Annotated in this window: 18 protein-coding genes; 6 read left to right on the forward strand and 12 right to left on the reverse strand. The window is 62.5% G+C overall.

The window, feature by feature from the left end; all coding sequences use genetic code 11:
- Positions 1-101 precede the first annotated feature (101 nt).
- The 3 genes from iolE to iolB are packed head-to-tail and all read left to right on the forward strand — an operon-like array spanning position 102 to position 2064.
- On the forward strand, positions 102-1031 hold the full coding sequence (gene iolE / locus ELX51_RS09740; protein ID WP_127753331.1) for a myo-inosose-2 dehydratase: 930 nt from the start codon (positions 102-104) through the stop codon (positions 1029-1031).
- Positions 1032-1067: 36 nt separating this feature from the next.
- Entirely contained in the window at positions 1068-1319 is a 252-nt protein-coding gene (locus tag ELX51_RS09745) for a hypothetical protein (RefSeq protein WP_127753332.1), read from the forward strand.
- Positions 1264-2064: a 5-deoxy-glucuronate isomerase gene (iolB, locus tag ELX51_RS09750; RefSeq protein ID WP_127753333.1), complete on the forward strand. Its 801-nt coding sequence runs from the start codon at positions 1264-1266 to the stop codon at positions 2062-2064. The genes ELX51_RS09745 and iolB overlap by 56 nt, the downstream gene beginning before the upstream one ends.
- Positions 2065-2067: 3 nt before the next feature.
- Here the strand turns inward: iolB and iolG are convergent, their stop codons facing one another.
- The 12 genes from iolG to ELX51_RS09810 form a co-directional block, all read right to left on the reverse strand.
- Positions 2068-3078 carry an inositol 2-dehydrogenase gene (gene iolG / locus ELX51_RS09755; protein ID WP_127753334.1) on the reverse strand — a complete coding sequence of 337 codons (1011 nt, stop codon included), beginning with the start codon at positions 3076-3078 and terminating at the stop codon, positions 2068-2070.
- A gap of 162 nt (positions 3079-3240) precedes the next feature.
- The gene (locus ELX51_RS09760) at positions 3241-4257 is read right to left on the reverse strand and encodes an ABC transporter permease (protein ID WP_127753335.1); all 1017 of its coding nucleotides are present in this window, start codon (positions 4255-4257) and stop codon (positions 3241-3243) included.
- A 38-nt stretch (positions 4258-4295) separates the two neighbouring features.
- Positions 4296-5834: a sugar ABC transporter ATP-binding protein gene (locus ELX51_RS09765; RefSeq protein ID WP_127753336.1), complete on the reverse strand. Its 1539-nt coding sequence runs from the start codon at positions 5832-5834 to the stop codon at positions 4296-4298.
- 51 nt (positions 5835-5885) lie between these two features.
- Entirely contained in the window at positions 5886-6824 is a 939-nt protein-coding gene (locus ELX51_RS09770) for a sugar ABC transporter substrate-binding protein (RefSeq protein ID WP_127755237.1), read from the reverse strand.
- Positions 6825-6881: 57 nt separating this feature from the next.
- A complete protein-coding gene (locus tag ELX51_RS09775) occupies positions 6882-7835 on the reverse strand; it encodes a sugar ABC transporter substrate-binding protein (RefSeq protein ID WP_127753337.1) in 954 nt (317 codons plus the stop codon).
- Between the two features lie 391 nt (positions 7836-8226).
- Positions 8227-9297 (reverse strand): Gfo/Idh/MocA family oxidoreductase, encoded by a 1071-nt coding sequence (locus ELX51_RS09780; RefSeq protein ID WP_127753338.1) that lies wholly within the window; start codon positions 9295-9297, stop codon positions 8227-8229.
- Entirely contained in the window at positions 9294-10148 is an 855-nt protein-coding gene (locus tag ELX51_RS09785; protein ID WP_127753339.1) for a sugar phosphate isomerase/epimerase, read from the reverse strand. Before ELX51_RS09785 ends, ELX51_RS09780 begins: the two co-directional genes overlap by 4 nt.
- A gap of 5 nt (positions 10149-10153) precedes the next feature.
- Entirely contained in the window at positions 10154-11560 is a 1407-nt protein-coding gene (locus ELX51_RS09790) for a CehA/McbA family metallohydrolase (RefSeq protein ID WP_248305301.1), read from the reverse strand.
- A complete protein-coding gene (locus tag ELX51_RS09795; RefSeq protein ID WP_127753340.1) occupies positions 11557-12669 on the reverse strand; it encodes an ABC transporter ATP-binding protein in 1113 nt (370 codons plus the stop codon). The genes ELX51_RS09790 and ELX51_RS09795 overlap by 4 nt, the downstream gene beginning before the upstream one ends.
- 5 nt (positions 12670-12674) lie before the next feature.
- On the reverse strand, positions 12675-13505 hold the full coding sequence (locus ELX51_RS09800) for a carbohydrate ABC transporter permease (RefSeq protein ID WP_127753341.1): 831 nt from the start codon (positions 13503-13505) through the stop codon (positions 12675-12677).
- Positions 13506-13507: 2 nt separating this feature from the next.
- Entirely contained in the window at positions 13508-14449 is a 942-nt protein-coding gene (locus ELX51_RS09805) for a sugar ABC transporter permease (RefSeq protein ID WP_127753342.1), read from the reverse strand.
- 178 nt (positions 14450-14627) lie between these two features.
- On the reverse strand, positions 14628-15977 hold the full coding sequence (locus ELX51_RS09810; RefSeq protein WP_127753343.1) for an extracellular solute-binding protein: 1350 nt from the start codon (positions 15975-15977) through the stop codon (positions 14628-14630).
- A 314-nt stretch (positions 15978-16291) separates the two neighbouring features.
- On the opposite strand from ELX51_RS09810, the gene ELX51_RS09815 reads away from it, so the two are divergent.
- From ELX51_RS09815 to ELX51_RS09825, 3 genes are all read left to right on the forward strand, one after another.
- Positions 16292-17332 carry a LacI family DNA-binding transcriptional regulator gene (locus tag ELX51_RS09815; RefSeq protein ID WP_248305302.1) on the forward strand — a complete coding sequence of 347 codons (1041 nt, stop codon included), beginning with the start codon at positions 16292-16294 and terminating at the stop codon, positions 17330-17332.
- Positions 17333-17337: 5 nt separating this feature from the next.
- On the forward strand, positions 17338-19260 hold the full coding sequence (locus tag ELX51_RS09820) for a DUF5054 domain-containing protein (protein WP_127753344.1): 1923 nt from the start codon (positions 17338-17340) through the stop codon (positions 19258-19260).
- Positions 19261-19364: 104 nt separating this feature from the next.
- Positions 19365-20375 carry a substrate-binding domain-containing protein gene (locus tag ELX51_RS09825; protein ID WP_127753345.1) on the forward strand — a complete coding sequence of 337 codons (1011 nt, stop codon included), beginning with the start codon at positions 19365-19367 and terminating at the stop codon, positions 20373-20375.
- The last annotated feature ends 28 nt before the right edge of the window (positions 20376-20403 follow it).

Below are 20403 nucleotides of genomic sequence, written 5' to 3' on the forward strand. Positions count from 1 at the left end.
GGAAGCTCGTACCAACTCCGCGCCCCAGTAGCCCTCATGGTGAGGCGGGAGCGCAGCGACCCTCGAACCACGAGGGCGTGGCAGCAAAGAAGGCAAAAACCATGAAAGCCAAGCTTGGCATGTCCCCCATCGCCTGGTGGAACGACGACCTCGCCGAACTCAGCGATGACGTGTCGCTAGAGGAATGCCTGCGCCAGTCGCGTTCGGCGGGCTTTACCGGCATGGAAAAAGGCCGCCGCTTCCCCGAAGACCCCGCCACCATGCTGCCCATCCTGCGGGCCGCCGATGTCACGCTCTGCGGCGGCTGGTTTTCCGGCACCCTCGTCGACGAGGAACTGGCCGCCAACCAGGATCGCATCGCCCCCATGATCGAGCTCTTCAAGGCGGTGGGCGCACCCTGCATTGTTTATGGCGAAGTCGGACGCTCCATCCAGGGCGACCGCTCCAAGCCGCTCGCCGCCAAGCCCCGCCTGTCCGATGATGAAATGAGGGCCTATGCCGCCCGGGTCACCCGCTTTGGCGAATGGTGCGCCGACCAGGGCATGCCCCTGAGCTACCATCACCACATGGCCGCGGTGGTTGAAACGGAGGCCGAACTCGACGCCTTCATGCGCCATTCCGGCCCCGGCATTCCGCTGCTGCTCGATGCCGGCCATCTGGCCTTTGCCGGCGGCGATGTGCTGCGCGCCATCGAAAACCACCACGCCCGCATCAATCATGTCCACGTCAAGGATGTCCGCCTCGACGTCATCAATTCGCTTGATCGCTCGCGCCAGTCCTTCCTCGATGCCGTAGCCCTTGGCGCCTTCACCGTGCCGGGCGATGGCTCGCTCGACTTCGGCGCCATCGTGCAGCGCTTGGCCGATTACGGTTATGAAGGCTGGTTCGTGGTCGAAGCCGAGCAGGACCCGCGCCAGAACCCGCCACTGCGGATGGCGCAAATTGGTCATGCCGAACTTATGCGCGTCATGACCGCCGCGGGTTACACTGTAGAAACACAAGGCTTTCCCAACGGGCAGGCTTTTTCGTAAGAAAAAGGGGGGAGTTCCCCCGCAGGAGGCTCGCGCGTGGCGCTTAAATCCAACGACATTTCCTGGTTCCAGCCCCTCTGGCGCCGCGTGGCCGTCGCGGTCTTTCTGGTGATCTGGTGCGTCTGGGAATGGTTTTGGAACCAGGAGCCGTTCTGGGGTGTGCTGGTCGGTGCCGCCTTGGCCTACTTCCTCTACAATTACTTCTACGCCTTCCCCAAGCAGGAGCCCGGCAATGAGCCAGAGCAGTCTACGCGTCCGCCCGATGGCCAAGACGGGCCTGGTGCATGATGTAACCCCCGCTTCGGCGGGCTGGAGCCATGTCGGTTTCGCCCTCCACAAGCTCGAGGTCGGCCAGGTGGCGGGCGGCGAGGCGGGCATCAACGAACTCTGCCTCGTCTTCGTCAGCGGCAAGGCCCGCGTTTCGGTGGATGGGGTCGATCTGGGGGAACTCGGCGAGCGCATGTCGCCCTTCGAGGGCGCACCCTGGGCCGTTTACCTGCCGATGGGCAGCGAATGGGTGGTGGACGCGACCACCCCGCTCGAACTGGCGGTCTGCTCGGCCCCCGGCGGCGGCGCTTACACCGCCCAGGTGATCGAGCCGGGCCGGCATCCCCGCATCACCCGCGGCAAGGGCGCCAATGTCCGGCATGTCTACAACATCATGCCCGAGGATGACGGCGCGGCTAACGCGCTGCTGGTGGTCGAAGTGATCACCCCACAGGGCAACACCTCGTCCTACCCGCCCCACAAGCATGACACGGACAATCTCCCTCATGAAAGCCAGCTGGAGGAGACCTATTTCCACCGGCTCAACCCGCCCCAGGGCTTTGCCATGCAGCGGGTTTACACCGACGATCGCAGCCTTGATGAAGCGCTGGTGATCGAGGATGGCGACGTCACGCTCGTGCCGCGCGGCTACCATCCTGTGGCGACCACCGCTGGCTACGACCTTTATTATCTCAACGTCATGGCCGGGCCCAAGCGCATCTGGAAATTCCACAATGCGCCTGAGCATGAGTGGCTGCTGAAATAGCGCTTAGCTGTTGGGCATAATTTCAGTGAGCTTGACCGTGCGGCCCTCCCGCACGGATCGGAGCGCCGCATCGGCCAGCGCCAGCGCGATCAGCCCATCGAGTCCGCTTGGCGACGCCGGTGCCTTGGCTTGCACCGCATCGATAAAGGCCTCGATTTCGCGCGCATAGGCTTCGGTATAGCGCGTCATGAAGAAGTCGTGCAGCGGCGGGCGGGTATAGCCCGAGGCATTGGCGACCTCGATCGACACTGGACGCTGGTTCTCAGCCGCCACCGACCCCTTGGAGCCATGCACCTCAATGCGCTGGTCATAGCCATAGGTGGCGCGCCGGGAGTTGGAGATCGTGGCGTGCTTGCCCGTGGCGGTCTGCAGCATCACCGAAACGCTGTCGAAATCACCGGCCTCTCCGATAGCCGGATCGACCAGCACGGAGGCCTGCGCGGTAACGCTCTCGATCTCTTCGCCCAGCAGGAACCGCGCCATGTCGAAATCATGGATCGTCATGTCGCGGAAAATGCCGCCAGAGCGCTTGATGTAATCGACCGGCGGCGCCCCGGGATCGCGCGACACGATAGTGACCATCTCCACCTGCCCGATCTCGTGCCGGTCGATCACCTCCTTGACCGCGGTGAAGTGCGGGTCGAACCTGCGGTTGAAGCCCACCATCAGCGTCGCGCCTTCCGCATCCACCACGGATAGGCATGCCCGCACCCGAGCCACATCGAGATCGATCGGCTTCTCGCAAAAGATCGCCTTGCCCGCACGAGCAAACTGCTCGATCAGATCGGCATGAGTGTCGGTGGGCGTGCAGATCACCACCGCATCGATATCGGCGGCGTTGAGGATCTGCTCGGTGCTGCGGATCTCGGCGCCATAAACCCCCGCCAGATCGGTGGCAGCCTGCGGGAAGGCGTCGGCCACCGCCACCAGTTGCGCCTGGGAATTGGCAGTGATCGCCTTGGCATGCACCTTGCCAATGCGGCCAGCACCCAGCAGGCCGAAACGAACCGTCATGTGTAGTCTCCGAAATATGCGCCAGGCTCCTGGCGCGGCTGGTTCAACTCTGCTCGACGCGTCCCCCGGCCATGCGCCGCGGTCGATGCCGAGATTTCAGGATGCCACCGGATGAAACCAGCGGCATCGTGATGGAAGTGGAGCTGGCGCGCTGCGCCAATCCTAGACTTTCTTGCGCTTGCGCTGGCGATATTGGTCGGCCACCACGGCCGCAACGATGATCATGCCCTTGATGATCTCCTGGTAGTAGGCGTCGATGCGCAAAAAGGTGAATCCCGACGTCATCGTCCCGAGGATAATCGTACCGATCACCGTGCCGGTGATCCGCCCCTGCCCGCCCGCCAGCGACGTGCCGCCGATCACGGCGGCAGCGATGGCATCGAGTTCATACATCACCCCCATGCCCGACTGCGCTGTTTGCGCCCGGGCCGCGGTGACAAGGCCCGCGAGCCCCGCCAGCATGCCGGCAATGGCATAAACCTTGATGAGGTGGCGCTCGATATCGATGCCGGATACGCGCGCCGCCTGCGGGTTGGCGCCAATGGCATAGGTGAACTTGCCGTAGCGCGTATAGCGCAGCGCGATGTGGAAGATCAGCGCCACCCCCAAAAAGATCAGCACCGGCCAGATCCCGAAGCCGATCGAGGTGAACTCTGGCGTAAGCCCCGAAACCGGCTGCCCCTTGGTGTACCATTTGGCGACACCCCGCGCCGAAACCATCATACCAAGCGTGGCAATAAAGGGCGGGATCTTGGTGAAGGCGATCAGCGAGCCATTGATCACCCCGGCCAGCGTGCCGATCGCCAGCCCGATCAGGATCGGCACCACGACGGGAAGGCTGACCAGCCCCGGATAAACTGGCCGCGCCCAATCGGCGCTCTGGGCAAAGCTCGCGGCAATCATCGCTGTCATGCCCACCACCGAGCCAGAGCTCAAATCGATGCCGCCGGTGATGATCACCTGGGTGACGCCCACCGCGATGATCCCCACCACCGAAACCTGCAGGATCATGATGGTGAGGCGCTGCTGATTGAGCAGGAAGGATTGGCCGATAAATATCCAGCCCAAGGCTTCAAAGGTGAGGGCAATGCCCAGAAGAACCAGCAGGATCGAGAGTTCCGTTGGCAAGCGGCGCCGGCGGACCCGCGGCGGGGCCATGGTATCGGATGTGATGGTCATGGCTCAGGTCCTCCCTGCGGCCGTGTTGCAGTAATCACTCATCGCGCGGCCAGGTCCATGATCTTGACCTGATCGGCCTCGGCGCGATCGAGGATCCCGGTGACGCGCCCCTGATGCATCACCATGATGCGGTCGCTCATGCCCAGTACCTCCGGCAGCTCGGAGGAAATCATGATCACGGCCACGCCCTGCCGCGCTAGTTGCGTCACGAGCCGGTGGATCTCGGCCTTGGCCCCCACATCGATGCCGCGGGTCGGCTCATCGAGGATCAGGATCTTGGGTCCGGTCAACAGCCAACGCCCGATCAGCACTTTTTGCTGGTTGCCTCCCGACAGATTCTCCACCTGCTCCTCAAGGCTCGGCGCCTTGATCCGCAACTTGGCACTCATCTCCTCGCAGGCGCGGCTGAGCGGCCCTTGCTGCACAAAGCCTGCGCGGGTGAACCTGTCTTGGATCACCGCCAGCTGCATGTTCTCCTGAATGTCGAGCATTAGCAGGCAGCCCGTCTCCTTGCGATCCTCGGTGATCAGCGCCATGCCATGATGGATCGCGACCGTGGGCGAGGTGACATCCAGTTGCTCTCCCCGCACCTCGATCGTGCCCGCAGTGGCCGGCGTGATGCCAAAGATCGTTTCGGCGACATTGGAGCGCCCCGAACCCACAAGGCCCGCAATGCCCAGGATTTCCCCGGCATGCACGTCGAACGAAATGTCGGCGAACACCCCCTCGAGCGCGAGGTCCTTGACCGAAATCACCACCTCCCCGATCGGCACCTCCTCCTTGGGGAAGAGCTGGGTGATCTCGCGGCCCACCATCATGCGGATGATCTCGTCGCGCGTGACCTCTGCCGCAGGATGGGTGCCGATATAGCGTCCGTCCCGGAACACCGAAACCTCGTCGGCGATCTCGAAAAGCTCGCTCATCTTGTGGGTGATGTAGACAATGCCCTTTCCGTCGCGGCGGAGGTCGCGTATGATCGCAAACAGATGCGCCACTTCCGTTTCGGTCAGGGCCGAAGTGGGCTCGTCCATGATCAGAACATCGCTCTCATAGGAGACTGCCTTGGCGATCTCGACCATCTGGCGGCTGGCCACGGTGAGGCTCGAAACCTGCACTTCTGGGTCGATGTCGATATGGAGCCGATCAAACAGCTCCTGCGTCCGCCGGTTGAGTACGCGATGGTCAACCAGCCCGAAGCGGTTGAGCGGCTCGCGCCGGATCCAGATATTCTCGGCCACCGTCATATAGGGCATCAGGTTGAGTTCCTGATGGATCATGGCAATGCCGTTCTCTAGCGCATCGAGCGGGGACTTGAGCCGGATCTCTTGCCCCCGCAGCCGCACCGAGCCACTATCGGGCGTGTAGATCCCGGCAATGATTTTCATCAGCGTCGACTTGCCCGCCCCATTCTCCCCCATCAGCGCATGCACCGTGCCGCGCCGCAGGTGCAACGACACGTCGTCCAGCGCCACCACCCCCGGGAACTCCTTGCGGGCATGGGCAATCTCCAGAAGGAACGGCGAATTGGGCACCGCCCCGCTCTCGCGAACGGCGCGCATCGTCTGCGGACTAACCATCGCCCCGCCTCCCTTGCTCAGGGTCGCTTCCCCTCCGACGGGAAGCTAAGCCTAGTTTTTGTTCTGGTACTCGGCCATGTTTTCGGGCGTGACGAGTTCAAACGGCACCCAAATTTTCTGTTCAGTCGCCTCACCGCGTGCCAAGGCAATGGCCGCGTCCACGGAGGCGGCCCCTTGCGCCTGGGCGTTCTGGAACACGGTCACATCAAGATCGCCCGCCGCCATCGCGGCCAATCCATCTGGCGTCGCGTCCACGCCCGCAACTACAACTCCATCCATGTCACGACCTACTGACTTCAGCGCCTGGATCGCGCCGATCGCCATCTCGTCATTGTTGGCGATAACCGCATCGAACTCCATGGAGGAGGATAGCCAGTTGGTCATCAGATTGGCCGCTTCCAGGCGATCCCAATTGGCGGTTTGCTCCTCGAGCACGCTCATCCCCTTGCAGTCGTCCGTTGCGATGACGTCGTGCACGTCCTTAGTGCGCTGAAGGGCGGAGTGGTTATTAAGCGGCCCCATAAGGATCAGCACATTGCCGCTGCCCCCCAAGAGTTGGCACACTTCGCGGGTCTGCAGGGTGCCCGAGTCCACCTCATTTGAGCCTACGAAGGCGCCCTTCTCCGGCAGGGCATCAATGTCGGCTGGTGGGTGGTTGGCATAGACAATGGGGATGCCGGCGGCGTCCGCCAGGGCACTCATACCCGGCGTACTCTCAGCGTCCACCGCCGCGATGATGATGGCATCAACCCCCGATGCAATGAAATTGCTAACCTGGTTAAGCTGGGTGCTGGGATCATTGACGGCATCTTCCACCTGGAGCGTGACGTCACCCAGTTCGGCGGCACGCGCTTCCATGCCGTTGCGAAGCAGGGTCAAGAAGGTGCTATCAAACCTCGCCATGGACACGCCAATATTCTCGGCATGGGCGGGTAGCACCAAGGACAAGGGCAGCGCGCTCAGAGCCAGAAGTACAGAATTCAGTTTCATCATGATGTCCCGAACCAATGATGTTAATGGCGCACCGAAGCGGTGCGCCAAGGAGGATCAGTTCTTGTTCTGGTACTCGGCCAGATTGTCAGGCGTCACGAGTTCAAACGGAATCCAGACCTCCCGCTCAACCTCTTCGCCCCGGGCCAAAGCGAGGGCCGCATCGAGCGCCCCCTGGCCCTGTCCGGCGGCGTTCTGGAACACGGTGACATCGAGATCCCCGGCCTCCATAGCGGCCAGGCCATCCTGGGTCGCGTCCACCCCGCCCACGATCATGGCGTCCATGTCGGTACCGGCGGCTTTGAGGGCCTGGATTGCGCCAATGGCCATCTCGTCATTATTGGCGATGACCGCGTCGAACTGGATGCCCGCCGAAAGCCAGTTCGTCATGAGATCGGCCCCCTGCTGGCGTGACCAGTTGGCAGTCTGCTCTTCCACAACCGTCATGAACGAGCATTCGTCCGCGGCAATCACATCATGCACATCCTGCGTGCGCTGCCGGGCCGCCTGGTTGGACAGCTCGCCCATCATCACCACGACATTGGCCTCCGTTTTGCCGGCCTCCTTGAGCAACCGGCAAACTTCCTTGGTCTCGAGGGTCCCGGAATCCACCTCGTTGGACGCAACGAAAGCCTGGTTCTCGGGCAGCGCATCGAGGTTCACCGGCTGCCGGTTCACATAAACCAGCGGAATGCCCGCATCGACTGCGAGCTGGGACATGGGAGCCGTCGCATCCGTATCCACCGCATTGACGATGATGGCGTCGACGCCTGATGCGATGAAATTCTGGATCTGGCTCATCTGCTTGGAAACGTCGCTCTGGGCGTCCTCCACTTGCAGTTCAACCCCCTCCAGCGTCGTTGCATAATCAGCCATGCCATTGCGCAGCACGGTCAGGAAATTGTCGTCGAAAGCAGCCATGCTGACACCCACGGTTTCAGCATGGGCAGCACCGGCAAATCCGGTCGACAGCATGGTCGTGGCCAGTGCGGCCAGCGCGATCTTGTTCATGTCCTCGTCTCCTCCACAGAGCAGGCGTCCGGTCTCGCCCCTTTGTTCCGGATGTCCCTTTGCGGGAATTGAAATCCCCGACGTTCACGACCTCGAGCCGGCCCGCCCCTCCATCATGGAAACCTGCGAGGCGCCCGGGGAACAGCAGGCATCGAGCCGCGCCTCCACGGCACTAGCCCAAAGCCCTGCAAGCCGCGGCCGCGGCACAAATATGTGGTTGATTGCGAACTGGGACGCCACAACGGAACTCCCCCTCAACCGGGGCTCTTCGTGGCCCATTCATCCGGCTGAGTTGAGGAAATCCCGGTTCTGCTGCTTTGTCAACGCGGAACATACATTCCAAACTACCCAGCGGCCCCCGGGTGCCGCTGGCGGCAAGCCGCCGCGTCGTCTAGCGCCGGAAGTGCTGCCCGACTTCCCGGAACAGCCTGAGATCTTCGAGCGAATCCTCCAGTCCGGTGCGCGGAGGCTGGCCGGTGCGGACGCTATCAAGAAACGCATTGAGCTCGATCCGGAACGGATCCTCATAAACGGGGCCGATGATCTCCGTCGCCGTTTCCGTGTCCGAGGAAGTGGTGATCTCGAGCCGCGTGGGCAAGTTGCGGATATAGGGCGTGTCGTAGTTGAGCTTGAAGTGCTGAGTCTGTGTCAGCACCTCAATGCCGGCATCAAAGCGCGAGACATCATCGATCACGGCCTCATAAAGCGCGGTGAAGTGGCCATAGTCAAACAGGGCGATCACCGTTTCGCCCTTGTGCTGGGTGGCATAACGCACGCCCTTGGGCGGGCCCAACAGATCTCGCATGGCGGAAAAGCTGTGTGAAGAAAGGCCAGTCAGCACCTGATAGGCGCGCAGAGCTTCGGGCGGGCACTCTTCGCCCATAACCGATCGGAGCATGGCTTGCGTGCTAGCCCGACCTTGCGCGATCACCTCGGCCGGAACGTCACTGGGCCGGAACACATTGCGGGTCTGGCCCACAAAGAACGGTGCCTCGCGGATGATATCGCGCACCCGCACATGCCGGATGGCCGCCAGGGGCGGACGGCGCCGTTTGAGTTCGAGAAACGGACGCGAGAACCGGCGCATGTAACCGACAAAGACGATCTGCCCGTCGCGGCGCGGCACCGACAGGATCGGCTCCAACTGTTCCACCGTCAGGCAGGCCGGCTTTTCCACAAAGACATGCTTGCCCGACCGAATGGATTTTTCCAGCAGCTCGGCATGGAGATGATCGGGCGTGAGGATAAAGACGGCATCGACAGACGGATCGGCAATCAGCGCGTCAGCCGTGCTGTGTCGCGAGGGGACACCGTAGCGGGTGGCAATATAGTCGAGAAGGCTCAGCGAAACATCGCTGATTGCAGTGATGGCGAAGCGCTGGTCATCGGCGAGGAGCGGCAGGTGCATAAGCTGGGCGACTTCCCCCAACCCGATCAGCCCGACCTTGAGTGGAGTGGTCATTCCCCAATCCCTTTCACAAACGCAAGATTGCGCGCGGCTAGCTGCACTGGCGTTTCGGCGGCGTTAGCGGCAACATCCTGTTCCACCACAACGGGTCCGGCGAAATTGCCCGCTTGGAGGAAAGCCATCACGCCGGCGATATCGACAACGCCATCGGGCAGCGGACACATGATGCCGGCGCCGTAGGAATCCGCGATCGAAAGCTCTCCAGCAAGCATCCAGCCCCGCACGACGGGGTCGACGTTCTTGAGATGCATATAGGCGATGCGGGGGAAGACCTTTTCCATATAGGCGAGCGGGTCCTGCGCCCAAAAGGCGTGATGGCCGGTGTCGAAGCAAAGGTCAATCTCGGTGTCGTGCAGCAGCCGGTCGATTTGATCCTCCCGCTCCACTGCGGTGCCGACATGTGGATGAAAGCTGAGCTTGAGGCCGAACTCACCCTCGACCAGCTGTTGGGCATCCCGGACCATGCCAATCAGCCCGTGCCAAGCCGGCGCATCAAGCACACCCTCCTGCCCTTCAGGATACCAATTGCTTTCATCCATGATCACGAGGTGCCGTGCGCCAAGCTTGGCAAGCAGGTCCGACAATTCGCGCAGGGTTTGGGTGAACTGCGCAGCAGTCGTGGCATCGCCAAAAGTGTGCACATGGGTGGCGCCGATCAGCGTCAGCTGGCGTTTGGCCAACTCATCGTTGAGCAGGGCGGCGTCCTTTGGCAAAAAGCCAAACGGCCCCAGCTCGGTCCCGGCATAGCCAGCCTCTGCCACTTCATCGAGATATTGCTGCCAGGTGTAGCGGTTGCCGGTGGGATAGTTGATGCCCCAGGAACAAGGGGCGTTGCCGATAAGCATGGTGTTCAAGACCTGAGATAGATGGGATTGCTGAGGGCACGACGAATGGGTTGATCGAGCAGATCCGCCCCCTTGAGCTGCCAGGGCAGTTCGCGGCCCTCGAGCGCGGCGGTGAACTGGTCAACAAGGGCCGCACGGCTCGCCCCGGCGATGATTTCCGCCCGAACGAATTTTTGTGGCGCAGACAGTGCGACAGTGGTGCGCCAGTCGTCGCTGGTGATCTCGGTGCGGGCGACACGGCCGGCGGCGTCGATCAGCACCAGTTCATCGCCCGCGGCGCCACTGACGCGGACGTCGATGGCAGCAAGGCTGGCGGCGGTGCCACCCATCGCGACGGGGCCGGCGCTGATCTCAAGATGCGGGCCGCTCGGGCTTTCAGTGACATAGCCGTGGCCCGACCTCATCGCGGCCAGAACAGCGTCTTCGCTGAGTTGGGGCAGCCAAAGCACCGTGGTCGGACGCGCCAGCACTAGGGGACCCTCCGGCAGCAGGCGGTCCGGCTGGTGGAAGTCCGACCCGCCTATAGCCGAGAGCTTGAGGCCGGAGGCGAGCCGCTGCTGGTAGCGCTCCAGCGCGATCCAGTTCCAGGCCAGCCAGGTCGATTGCCACACTTCCTGGCAATCGGCGGCGGGAAATTCGTAGTCCCAGGGAATGGTGGGCTTGTCGTGGTTGATCGACAACAGCCCGCCACGTCGGTGCACCAGGTCAGCCAGCACATGCGCGTCGGCTGGCGCCGTCATGCGAAAGTCGATCCAGTCATCCACGCCAAAAACATTGGCGTGCCCCACGGCGGTGGTCACCTCCATGGCGCGCACAAAGATGAGGTCTGTCGAGGATTGCGGGTGAAAATAGCGGCGCTGGCTGATCGTGTTGTGGTCGGCAACCGCGAGGAAGTCGAGCCCGGCCTGCCGGGCGGCTGCATGGAGCAGTTCGGGCGCGCCGCGGGCGTCGGAATGGAAGGTGTGGCAATGCAGATCCCCCTTGTACCATCCGGCCCCTTCCCGCACGGGCGAGGTTCGGGCGGGCTGCGGCGCGAGCTTACGGGGCGTAGCATCGAGACTGATCGTGACGCTGACCTGCGCACCTTCGGGCGGAACCTTGTAGAGCCCAAGGACGATGTTCCAGGTGCCGGGCTGGATCTCGCCGTGGATATAACCGGGCGTGGCATCATCGGTGGCGATGAAGAAGCTCTCACGCGCCCCGCCGCTCCAGCCGCGAAAGCCCTCTTGGGTGGGATAGCCAGTGTCACGCGGATCAAAGGCGCCGAGATCAATGACGCAGTCCTCGGCCTTGGGGTAAACCAGGGTCACGTCGATGCGCGTTATTCCCTCGGGTACTTCAAAGGGAAGATAGAAATAGGGGTTCCGAGCCTGCTCGGCCGGGGTGACCCGGGCAATGATGGTCTGGCTCACGCCGGATTCTCCCCCGCAGCGGGAATACGGTTCTGGGCGCCGTCGAACAAATGCACATGCTCCAGCGAGAAGCCGAGGGTGACCATTTCATCAAGGTTCAGGTGCTCGTCGGTGAAGATGCGAGCCGTAGCACGCACCCCTTGCCCGCGATCAACGGTGACGAGGCTTTCCGGACCCATATTCTCGTTGGCGAACAAGGGCGCCGTGATGGTGTTGGCGCTGCCAGGAGTTGCAATGCCGAGATGCTCAGGGCGAACGCCCAAGGTGAGCTTGGGACCCTGTGCCAGCGCCTTGCCAATGGCGTCGCTCATCGGCAAGGCGGCGATCGTCAGACCATCGGCCGAGAGGCGCAGCATGCCGTCGCCGTGCATGCTCTCGACCTCGATCAGGTTCATCGGCGGATTGCCGACGAAGTTGGCCACGAAAGTGGTGGCAGGCCGCCGGTAGATCTCGATCGGTGGGGCGTATTGCACGATACGGCCGGCGTCCATGACGGCGATACGGGTGGCCAGCGCCATCGCCTCGGCCTGGTCGTGGGTCACGTAAACGGCGGTGATGCCCATGTCGCGCTGCAGGTGATTGAGAAAGCCACGGGCTTCGAGGCGCAGCTTGGCGTCGAGGTTGGAAAGCGGCTCGTCGAACAGATAAACCTTGGCCGGATACACCAGCGCCCGCGCGAGCGAAGTGCGCTGCTGCTGTCCGCCGGAAATCTGGCTCGGCAGCCGGTCGAGCAGCTGGCCGATCTTGAGCACATCGGCCACTTCCTTGGCGCGCCCGTGCCGGTTGGCAACGGACTCGCCGCGCACCTTGAGTGGATAGGCGATGTTGTCGGCCAAGTTCATATGCGGATAAAGCGCGTAGTCCTGGAACACCATGGCGATGTTGCGGTCCTTGGGGTGGAGGCCCGTTACCTCCTCGCCACCGATCAGGATCTGGCCGGAGCTCGGGGTTTCAAGTCCCGCAATCATGCGCAGCGAAGTTGTTTTACCGCAGCCGGACGGCCCGAGCAGGCAGACGAACTCGCCATCCCCGATATCGAAGCTGACATCGCTCACGGCATTGAACTCGCCGAAGCGCTTGGTGATGTTCTTGAACTGGACTGATGCCATGTAACCTAAGCCTTGATGCCGCCAAAGAACCGGAAGCCGAACCTCCAGCTGACAAAGAGATAAAGCGCGATCACCGGCAGCGAGTAGATCAGCGAATAGGCCGCCAACAGCGTCACGATGGGCGTGCCGGCCTCCGAATAGAACGAATAGATCGCGACCGATGCGGGCATGTTGCTGTCACTGCGCAAGAGGATGAAGGGGATCAGAAACGAGCCCCAGATATTGACGAAGCTCCACACCACAATGACCACAATCCCCGGCCGGATCACCGGCAGCGCCACATCGAAAAAGGCCTGCACGGGGGATGCGCCCGCCACCATCGCGCTTTCCTCATAGGACTTGGGGATGGAGTCGATGAAGTCGCGCAGGATGAACATCGCGGTCGGCAGCAAGCCACCGGCAAAAGTCAGGATGACAGCCAGATGCGTGTCCATGAGCCCGGCGGCCGAGATGATGAGGAAGATGGGCACCATCGCTGCCGATCCCGACACCACCGAGGAGAACAGCAGCAAAATATAGGTGACAGCGCCCTTGCCCGGGATGGATGAGCGGCTCAGGGCATAAGCGGCAAGCGTTGCCGCGGCACCCACCAGGATCACGCCACCGACTGCCTGGATGAAACTGTTCCAGAGCGCCTGCACCGCATAGGAATTGCCGAACACCGTGAAGAAGTTCGACAGTGTCCAGGGGGCCGGCACGGCCAGCCCCAGCTCGGCCCGGGCATTGAAGGGCGCAAACAGGAACCAGAGCAGCGGCAGCGCGAAGATGACGCCGATCAGCGCGGCCAACGCCGAAAACGCGATGCGACCGACAAAGGCGGGAATGGTGAGGCCCATGCTCAGCGCACCTTTTTCTTGCGGCCGATGCTGAGATAGATCAGCGCAAAAGCCAGGTTGATCAGCATCATGATCACGCCGACGGCCGCACCCTTGCCGAACTGGAAGTCCTGGAAGGCGACCCGGTAATTGTAGATGGACACCAGCTCCGTCCGATAACTCGGCCCGCCATTGGTGAGCAGAAATGGCGTGAAGGTATTGAACGTCCACATGGTGATGAGGATGAGATCGGTGACAATATGACCGTGGATCAGCGGCAGCCCGATATCGCGGAACTTTTGCCAGCTCGAAGCACCCGCCACATCGGCCGCCTGGAAGTAGCTGGGCGGGATCGATGAAAAGGCCGAGCTGAACAGCATCATCGAGAAGGCCGCGCCGCGCCAGGTATTGAAGGCAACGATCACCCAGAACGGCTGCTGAAGGAGGAAGTCGCCCGGCGGCAGGCCAACGCCTTCAAGGATCATGTTCAGCGTGCCCTGGTCGCGATCGAGAAACGCGAACCAGGCAAAGCCGATGACAACCTCGGGCAATATCCAGGCGGCAATGACGAAGGTTTCGGTGATGCGCTTGACCCAGGGCGGCACGGTCTGGATCAGCCAGGCCAGCAGCAGGCCAAGCAAAGCCTGGCCGAGCAGCGCCGAGGCGAGCACGAACTGCGTCGTCAGGATCAGCGAGAAACCGAACTGCCCGCGCTGAAAGAAGGTCGCCGGATCAAACAGGGTGAGATAGTTGCCGAGACCAACAAACTCCGGGTTGAGCGCCGTGCGCCCCAGGAGCGTTCGGTTGGTGAATGAAACAAAGATCACCCAGAAGAAGGGCACGATCACGAACACCGACACCAGGATCCCTGCCGGCGTAAGGAACGCCGCTCCCGCCCAGTTCGACAAAAGGGCGAAATTGCGGGGCTTGCGCTTGCGGGGAGCTGCGGTGGTCTCGGTGGTCATGCTGGCCCCGCGTAGTCAGAAGTCAAACTAGAGCTCGGCCGCTCTGGCCTGAGGATGAGAGGCTGGCACAAACCCTGTTGCGCTGACCGGCTGGTTCGAGGCTTTGCCCGGGCAAAGCACCTCACGGTGTGAGAGCAGGCGCGCCGGATTGCTCCCGCGCGCCCAGCGCCTGGGAGGGCTAGAGCAGACTGACGGTGTTTTCCTCGCCGACGATCGCAATGACCGCCGACCCGTATTGAGCCATTGCATCCTCGGGCGAGAGTTCGCCCGAAACCACCGCTTCGGTCATGCGCTGGATCTCAGCCGACACCGCATTGTAGTTGGGATCGTTTGGGCGTGCGGTGGTCAGCGGCAGGAGCGCCTGGCTGGTTTCCGTCAGGAATGGATTATTGGGAATCTCAACATCGGTACGCGCGGTGATCCGCGGCTGTATCGCCTGGAAGGCGGCTAGCTGCTCGGGCTCGTTCATGAACGACAGGAACGCCCATGCCTCGGCGGGTGCATCAGTTGCCGGGTTGATGACAAACCCGGTACCGCCTGAGATGGTGACAAAATCCTGCCCGCGAATGCCAGCGCCGGGCGCCTTGGCCGGGATCTTGGCCCACCCGAGGACGGCATCACGATCAGGCACTGCGAACTCGGAGCCCTCGGGGGTCACGGAGCGATAGAAATAGTCGCCCTCAAACAACAGCGCCGTTACGCCGTCGCGGAAATTGGCAAAGGAGCGGTTCCGCCCATCGGCCAGGAGTTGGGCGCGCTGCTCACCCAATTGCTCATCGACATAGATGGTCTTGTAAAGGTTGAGCGTATCGAGAATGCCCTGGCTGGCAACAATGAACTTGCCGCTCTCGTCGGTAACACCCTCGCCGGTGCCGAGCAGCGCCAGCCAATAGCCCTGCATCGTGGTGGCCTCGCCCATGGCAACGCCGGCGTTGAGTTGAATGGGGAAGCTATCCGGCTTGACCTGCTTGATAGCTCGTGCTGCCGCCAGAATGTCGTCCCAGGAGGCGGGCTGCCAGTTCTCTGCATCGATCCCCGCTTCGCTCAGGATATCCTTTCGCGTATAAAGCATACGCACATCGGTCCCCAGCGGGATGCCGTAATAATCGCCCTGATATGCCATCAGCGCACGCGATCCCTCCGAAAGCGCCGCCCAGCCCGTCCAACTATCGACCGCTTCACCGGCGACCGCGTTCAATGGCTTGAGCAAGCCGCCTTCCACAAAGGAGGGGATCAGGAAGCCATCGAAGGCAGAGACATCGGGACCTGCGCCGGTCGAGAAATCCAGCGCCAGCTGCTGGGTGAGCTGCGCGTCCTCGCCGCCGAACTGATTGAGCCGGACATCGACGTCGGGATGCGCCGCTTCAAAAGCCGGGATGACGCTGTTTTCGATCCACTCGGCCGTGCCGCTGTTAACGCCACCAATCACGCAACGGCAGGTGACATCGAGATCAACGGCAAAAGCCGGAATAGCCGTGGCTGCTGCCCCGGCCACACCAAGCGCAACTGCACGCCAACGATTGCTCATTGCAAAACCTCCCATGTGGTGGCTCCGAATTCTCCGGTAGCCCTATATTGGCCGGGGCGTCGGACAGTACCTGTGCTCTACCAGCCCAGCGAGAATGAACACGTTATCACAGAACGTCAATGCGGAGATTCGCAGCCCCGTTTGCGGCCCCATTGAGCCCCGGCAGCCCAGATGGCATGTATTGGTGACGTTCCAGTGACGATTACCGACGAAAAGCCAGCTCGTGCTCAATGGGCTATTCTTGACAGATCGACGCGCTGCGCCCAGAGGTTTGTACACGCTTTCATCTTTTTGGCAGATGACGGGAGGCGCGTTTGAACGAATTAGGTGGGGCCCTTCGCGGCAGGGCGACTGCGGAAATGGTCGCAGCGCGCGCCAATGTTTCGCGGGTTGCCGTGTCCCGCGCCTTTAATCCCCATGCGTCGCTTAAGCCCGCCAAGCGCGAACTGATCCTGCGCATCGCCAAGGAGTTGGACTACACTCCCGACCGAGCTGCCCGTGCGCTGGTCAGCGGGCGCTCCCACCTAGTTGGCATCATCGTGCCCGACGTCTACGCCTATTGGGAAAGCCAGGAGATTGACGCGCTGACCACTGCACTGCAGCACGAGGGTTTTGCCACCCTCCTGTTCAAGACGCGCACCGACTACTCCATGGACGAGCAGCTGCTGGCCACGATGCGGGGCCACAACCCAGATTCCGTGATTGCCTTCGTCGAGAATGTCAAGCCGAGCACCTTGGCCCGGTTCATGGGCCGCGCGGTGCCCATTTATGTGCACTATCCCGCGCCCGGTGCCGCCGACCAGCCCAGCAGCGGCCCTATGCATGACCGGCTCAACGTGTTGCACTGGGATGGGATCGATCAGGCGGTTGCCCTGCTGCAGGGTTATGGTGCGCGGCGCATCGCCTATCTTTCGGGAGCGCGCGGATCTCGCGCCAACGCGTCGCGGCAGCACACCCTCGAACAGGTGATGGCGCGACGCGGCCTGCCTCCACCAGTCGTGATCAAGGGCGACTATAGCTATGACACCGCCTACCAGGCCACGGTGAACTTCTTTCGCGTTCGCGACAGCGCGGATGCGATTTTCGCCGCCAACGATGTCGGCGCCTTCGGGGTTATCGATGCGCTGCGTCATGAACTCGGTTTGCGCGTGCCTCAGGACGTCAAGGTCGTAGGCTTTGACGACATCGCCCAGTCCCATTGGAAAAGCTACAACCTGACCACGGTCAAGTTCGACCTAGACGAGCGGGTCAGTGCCCTGGTGCGTCTGATTCTGCGCCGCCTTAACGAGCCCGACGCTGCGGGGTTTCACGAAACCCTAAACACCAGGCTCATCGTGCGCGGCACGGTTGGCTGAACTCCATGGCCAAACATATCCACCTGATCTTCAAGACCCATCTCGATATCGGCTTTACCGACCACGCCGCGCGGGTTCGCGAGCAATATCATGAGCAGTTCATTCCGCAGGCGATCCGGACGAGCGAGCACTTTTTTGCCGAAAATCCCGTCCATCCCACATTTATTTGGACCACGGGCGCCTGGCTTATCTGGGATCACCTCCATTCTCAGGACGCCGAGCGTGTCAGGCGCTTGGAGCGAGCCATCGGGCGCGGGTTGATCACCTGGCACGCCCTGCCCTTCACTACCCATACCGAGCTCATGTCGCCAGCCTTGTTCCAAGCCGGGCTATCCTATTCCGAGGAACTGGACCGCCGCTTCGGCCGCACCACCACGGCGGCCAAGATGACCGATGTGCCGGGACATACGCTGGGCATGGTCCCGCTGCTCGCGGCCGCCGGGGTGCGCTTCCTGCATCTCGGGGTTAATACCGCGAGCCCCGTTCCCGACGTGCCGCCGATTTTCCGCTGGCGCGCCTCAAGCGGCGCGGAAATCGTCGTGATGTATCAAGGCTCCTATGGCGCCACCGACTTTCCCGCCGGAGAAGAGGTCGGGCTCAGCTTTGCCCACACCGCCGACAATATCGGGCCCCAAAGCGTGCCGCAGACGGTAGAAGCGCTCCGCCACATCCAGCACGCCAATCCAGGTGCAGCCATTGCCGCCTCGACCCTGGATGCCTTTGGCGAGTTGATGTGGGACCGGCGAGACAGCTTTCCCGTAGTGACCGAGGAGATCGGCGATAGCTGGATCCATGGCACGGCGAGCGACCCGCATAAGCTGGCGCGTTTTCGCGCTCTGCAGCGGCTTCATGACGGCTGGATTGGCGAACCGACGACCGAGCGCCGCGCCTTTGGCCGCGGCCTCGCCATGGTGGCGGAACATACCTGGGGCGTCGACATCAAGACCTATCTGCGCAACGAAACGGCCTGGGACCGGGTCGACTTCGAGCGCGCACGCGCAACTGACTATCGCTTCAGCTATACCGAGCAATCCTGGGCCGAGCAGCGCGCTTATCTCGATGCCGCACTGGCAGAGCTCCAGCCCATCGATCGGGAGATCGCCGAAGCGGCACTTGCAGAAACATTGCCGGTCACTGCGCCGGTGCCAGATGCAACAGGCGACCGCATCAGCGATGCCGGCTGGGTCGCGGATCTAGATCCAGTCACCGGCGGGATTCGAGCGCTGCTATCGCCCGCTGGCTCGCGCATTGAGGGGCAAAACGGGCTCCTGCTCGGCTATAGCCACGAAAGCTATGACTGGGCGGCGTTGCAGGAGCACCTCGACAGCTATCTTCAGCATCGCGAAATCTGGGCCATTCTCGACCACGACAAGCCCGGCCTGCAAACCGCCAGGACTGCGCGCACCGCCAGCTTCGTCCCAAGCCTGGTTGGGGTAGCGGGCGTCAGCACGGCCATGGCCACCCTGCCCCCCCAAGCTCATGCCGAACTCGGCGCGCCGGGTCAGTGCGAAATTGCGCTACATGGTCTCGGCGAGCGGCAGGTTGAGATCCGCCTCATCTTGCGCAACAAGCCGGCCAACCGCATGCCCGAAGCTGGCTTCCTCCAGTTCAGCCCTGCAGGCCTCAGCAACTGGTACCTGTGCAAGCTGGGACTCTGGCACGACTCGAAGGCCATCGTCCGCAGGGGCGGCGGTCAGCTTCAAGCGGCGGAGGCGGTTCGGGCCAAGGGTGCAATTGGCGAGATTACGTTTGACCTGCTCGACGCCGCCCTCGTCGCCCCGGTCGGCTCGCCCTTCTTGCCGTTCCAGCCAGCTGTGCCAGATTTTTCTGCCGGACTGCGGGTCAATCTCTATAACAACAAATGGGGCACCAATTTCCCAATGTGGTGGGAAGGCGATGCGCTCTTCCGCTTCGTGCTGACCCTCTGAGCGGCTTGCCCGCCGCGATCGCAGCACTGCGGAACACCCTCCCATCTTGACGTCCATTGTGTTCTCCCGGCTAATCGCGCCGCCCGAGCAGGATGGCGCACACCATGAGCGACAGACCCAGAACCTTCGTCACAGCCCAGATGGTGGCGGAGCGCGCCGGCGTCTCCCGTTCGGCGGTGTCGCGCACCTTCACGGACGGCGCCAGCGTATCGGAAGCCACCCGCCGCAAGGTGCTCGATGCAGCGAGCGCCCTTGGCTACCACGTCAACCACCTTGCCCGCGGCCTGCGCGAAAACAGCAATATCGTCTGCTTGGTCGTCGCCAATCTCACCACCCCTATCCGCGCCCGCCTCGTCGATGTGCTGACCCGCAGGCTGCAGGCGGTGGGCAAGATCATCATGATCATCAACACCGAAACCGATCAGGAAAGCGCGGCGCAAGCCTTGCGCCAAACGCTCAACTACCGCGCCGATGCTACGGTGGTGCTATCCGGCACGCCCCCCGCGAGCCTGATCGAGACTTGCCTTGCCAACGGCCAGCAGGTGATTCTGATCAACCGCGACGAGCGGCTGGTTGGTAGCTCCAATCTGGGCGTCGACAACGCCATGGCGGGCGCCGAGGCGCAGTACCTGCTGCAGCGCGCGGGCTGCCTGCGCCTTGCGGTTGTCACCTCCAACACCCGCACGGCGAGTCTGGTGGAACGGCAGCGTGCATTTGTTGCGGCCGCGACAGCTGCCGGCATGGCCGTAGCCGCCACCGAGGTCGGCCCTTCCAGCTATGCCGAAGGACAGCTGGCAGCCCGGCGGCTGTTTGGCCGCTCCCAGGCTCCGGACGGTGTTTTTTGCGTAACCGACCTCTTTGCGCTGGGGTTCATGGACGCCGCACGCCAGGAATTTGCCTTGCGCATTCCGCAAGACCTGTGTGTCATCGGTTTCGACGATATCGAGCAGGCCGGTTGGGCATCCTACAACCTGACCACCTTCTCCCAGCCGCTAGAGCTGATCGCCGATGAAGTCGTGGCACTGCTGCAGCAGCCCGACAATGCGGACTCGACGCGAAGGGTGATCGAGCCGATGCCGATCTGGCGCCGCTCGGTTCGTCCGGGCGCGCCCTAGCGGCATCCTTGCACACGTGCGCAACGCG

The organism is Devosia sp. 1566, assembly GCF_004005995.1.
Classification (GTDB): Bacteria; Pseudomonadota; Alphaproteobacteria; order Rhizobiales; family Devosiaceae; genus Devosia.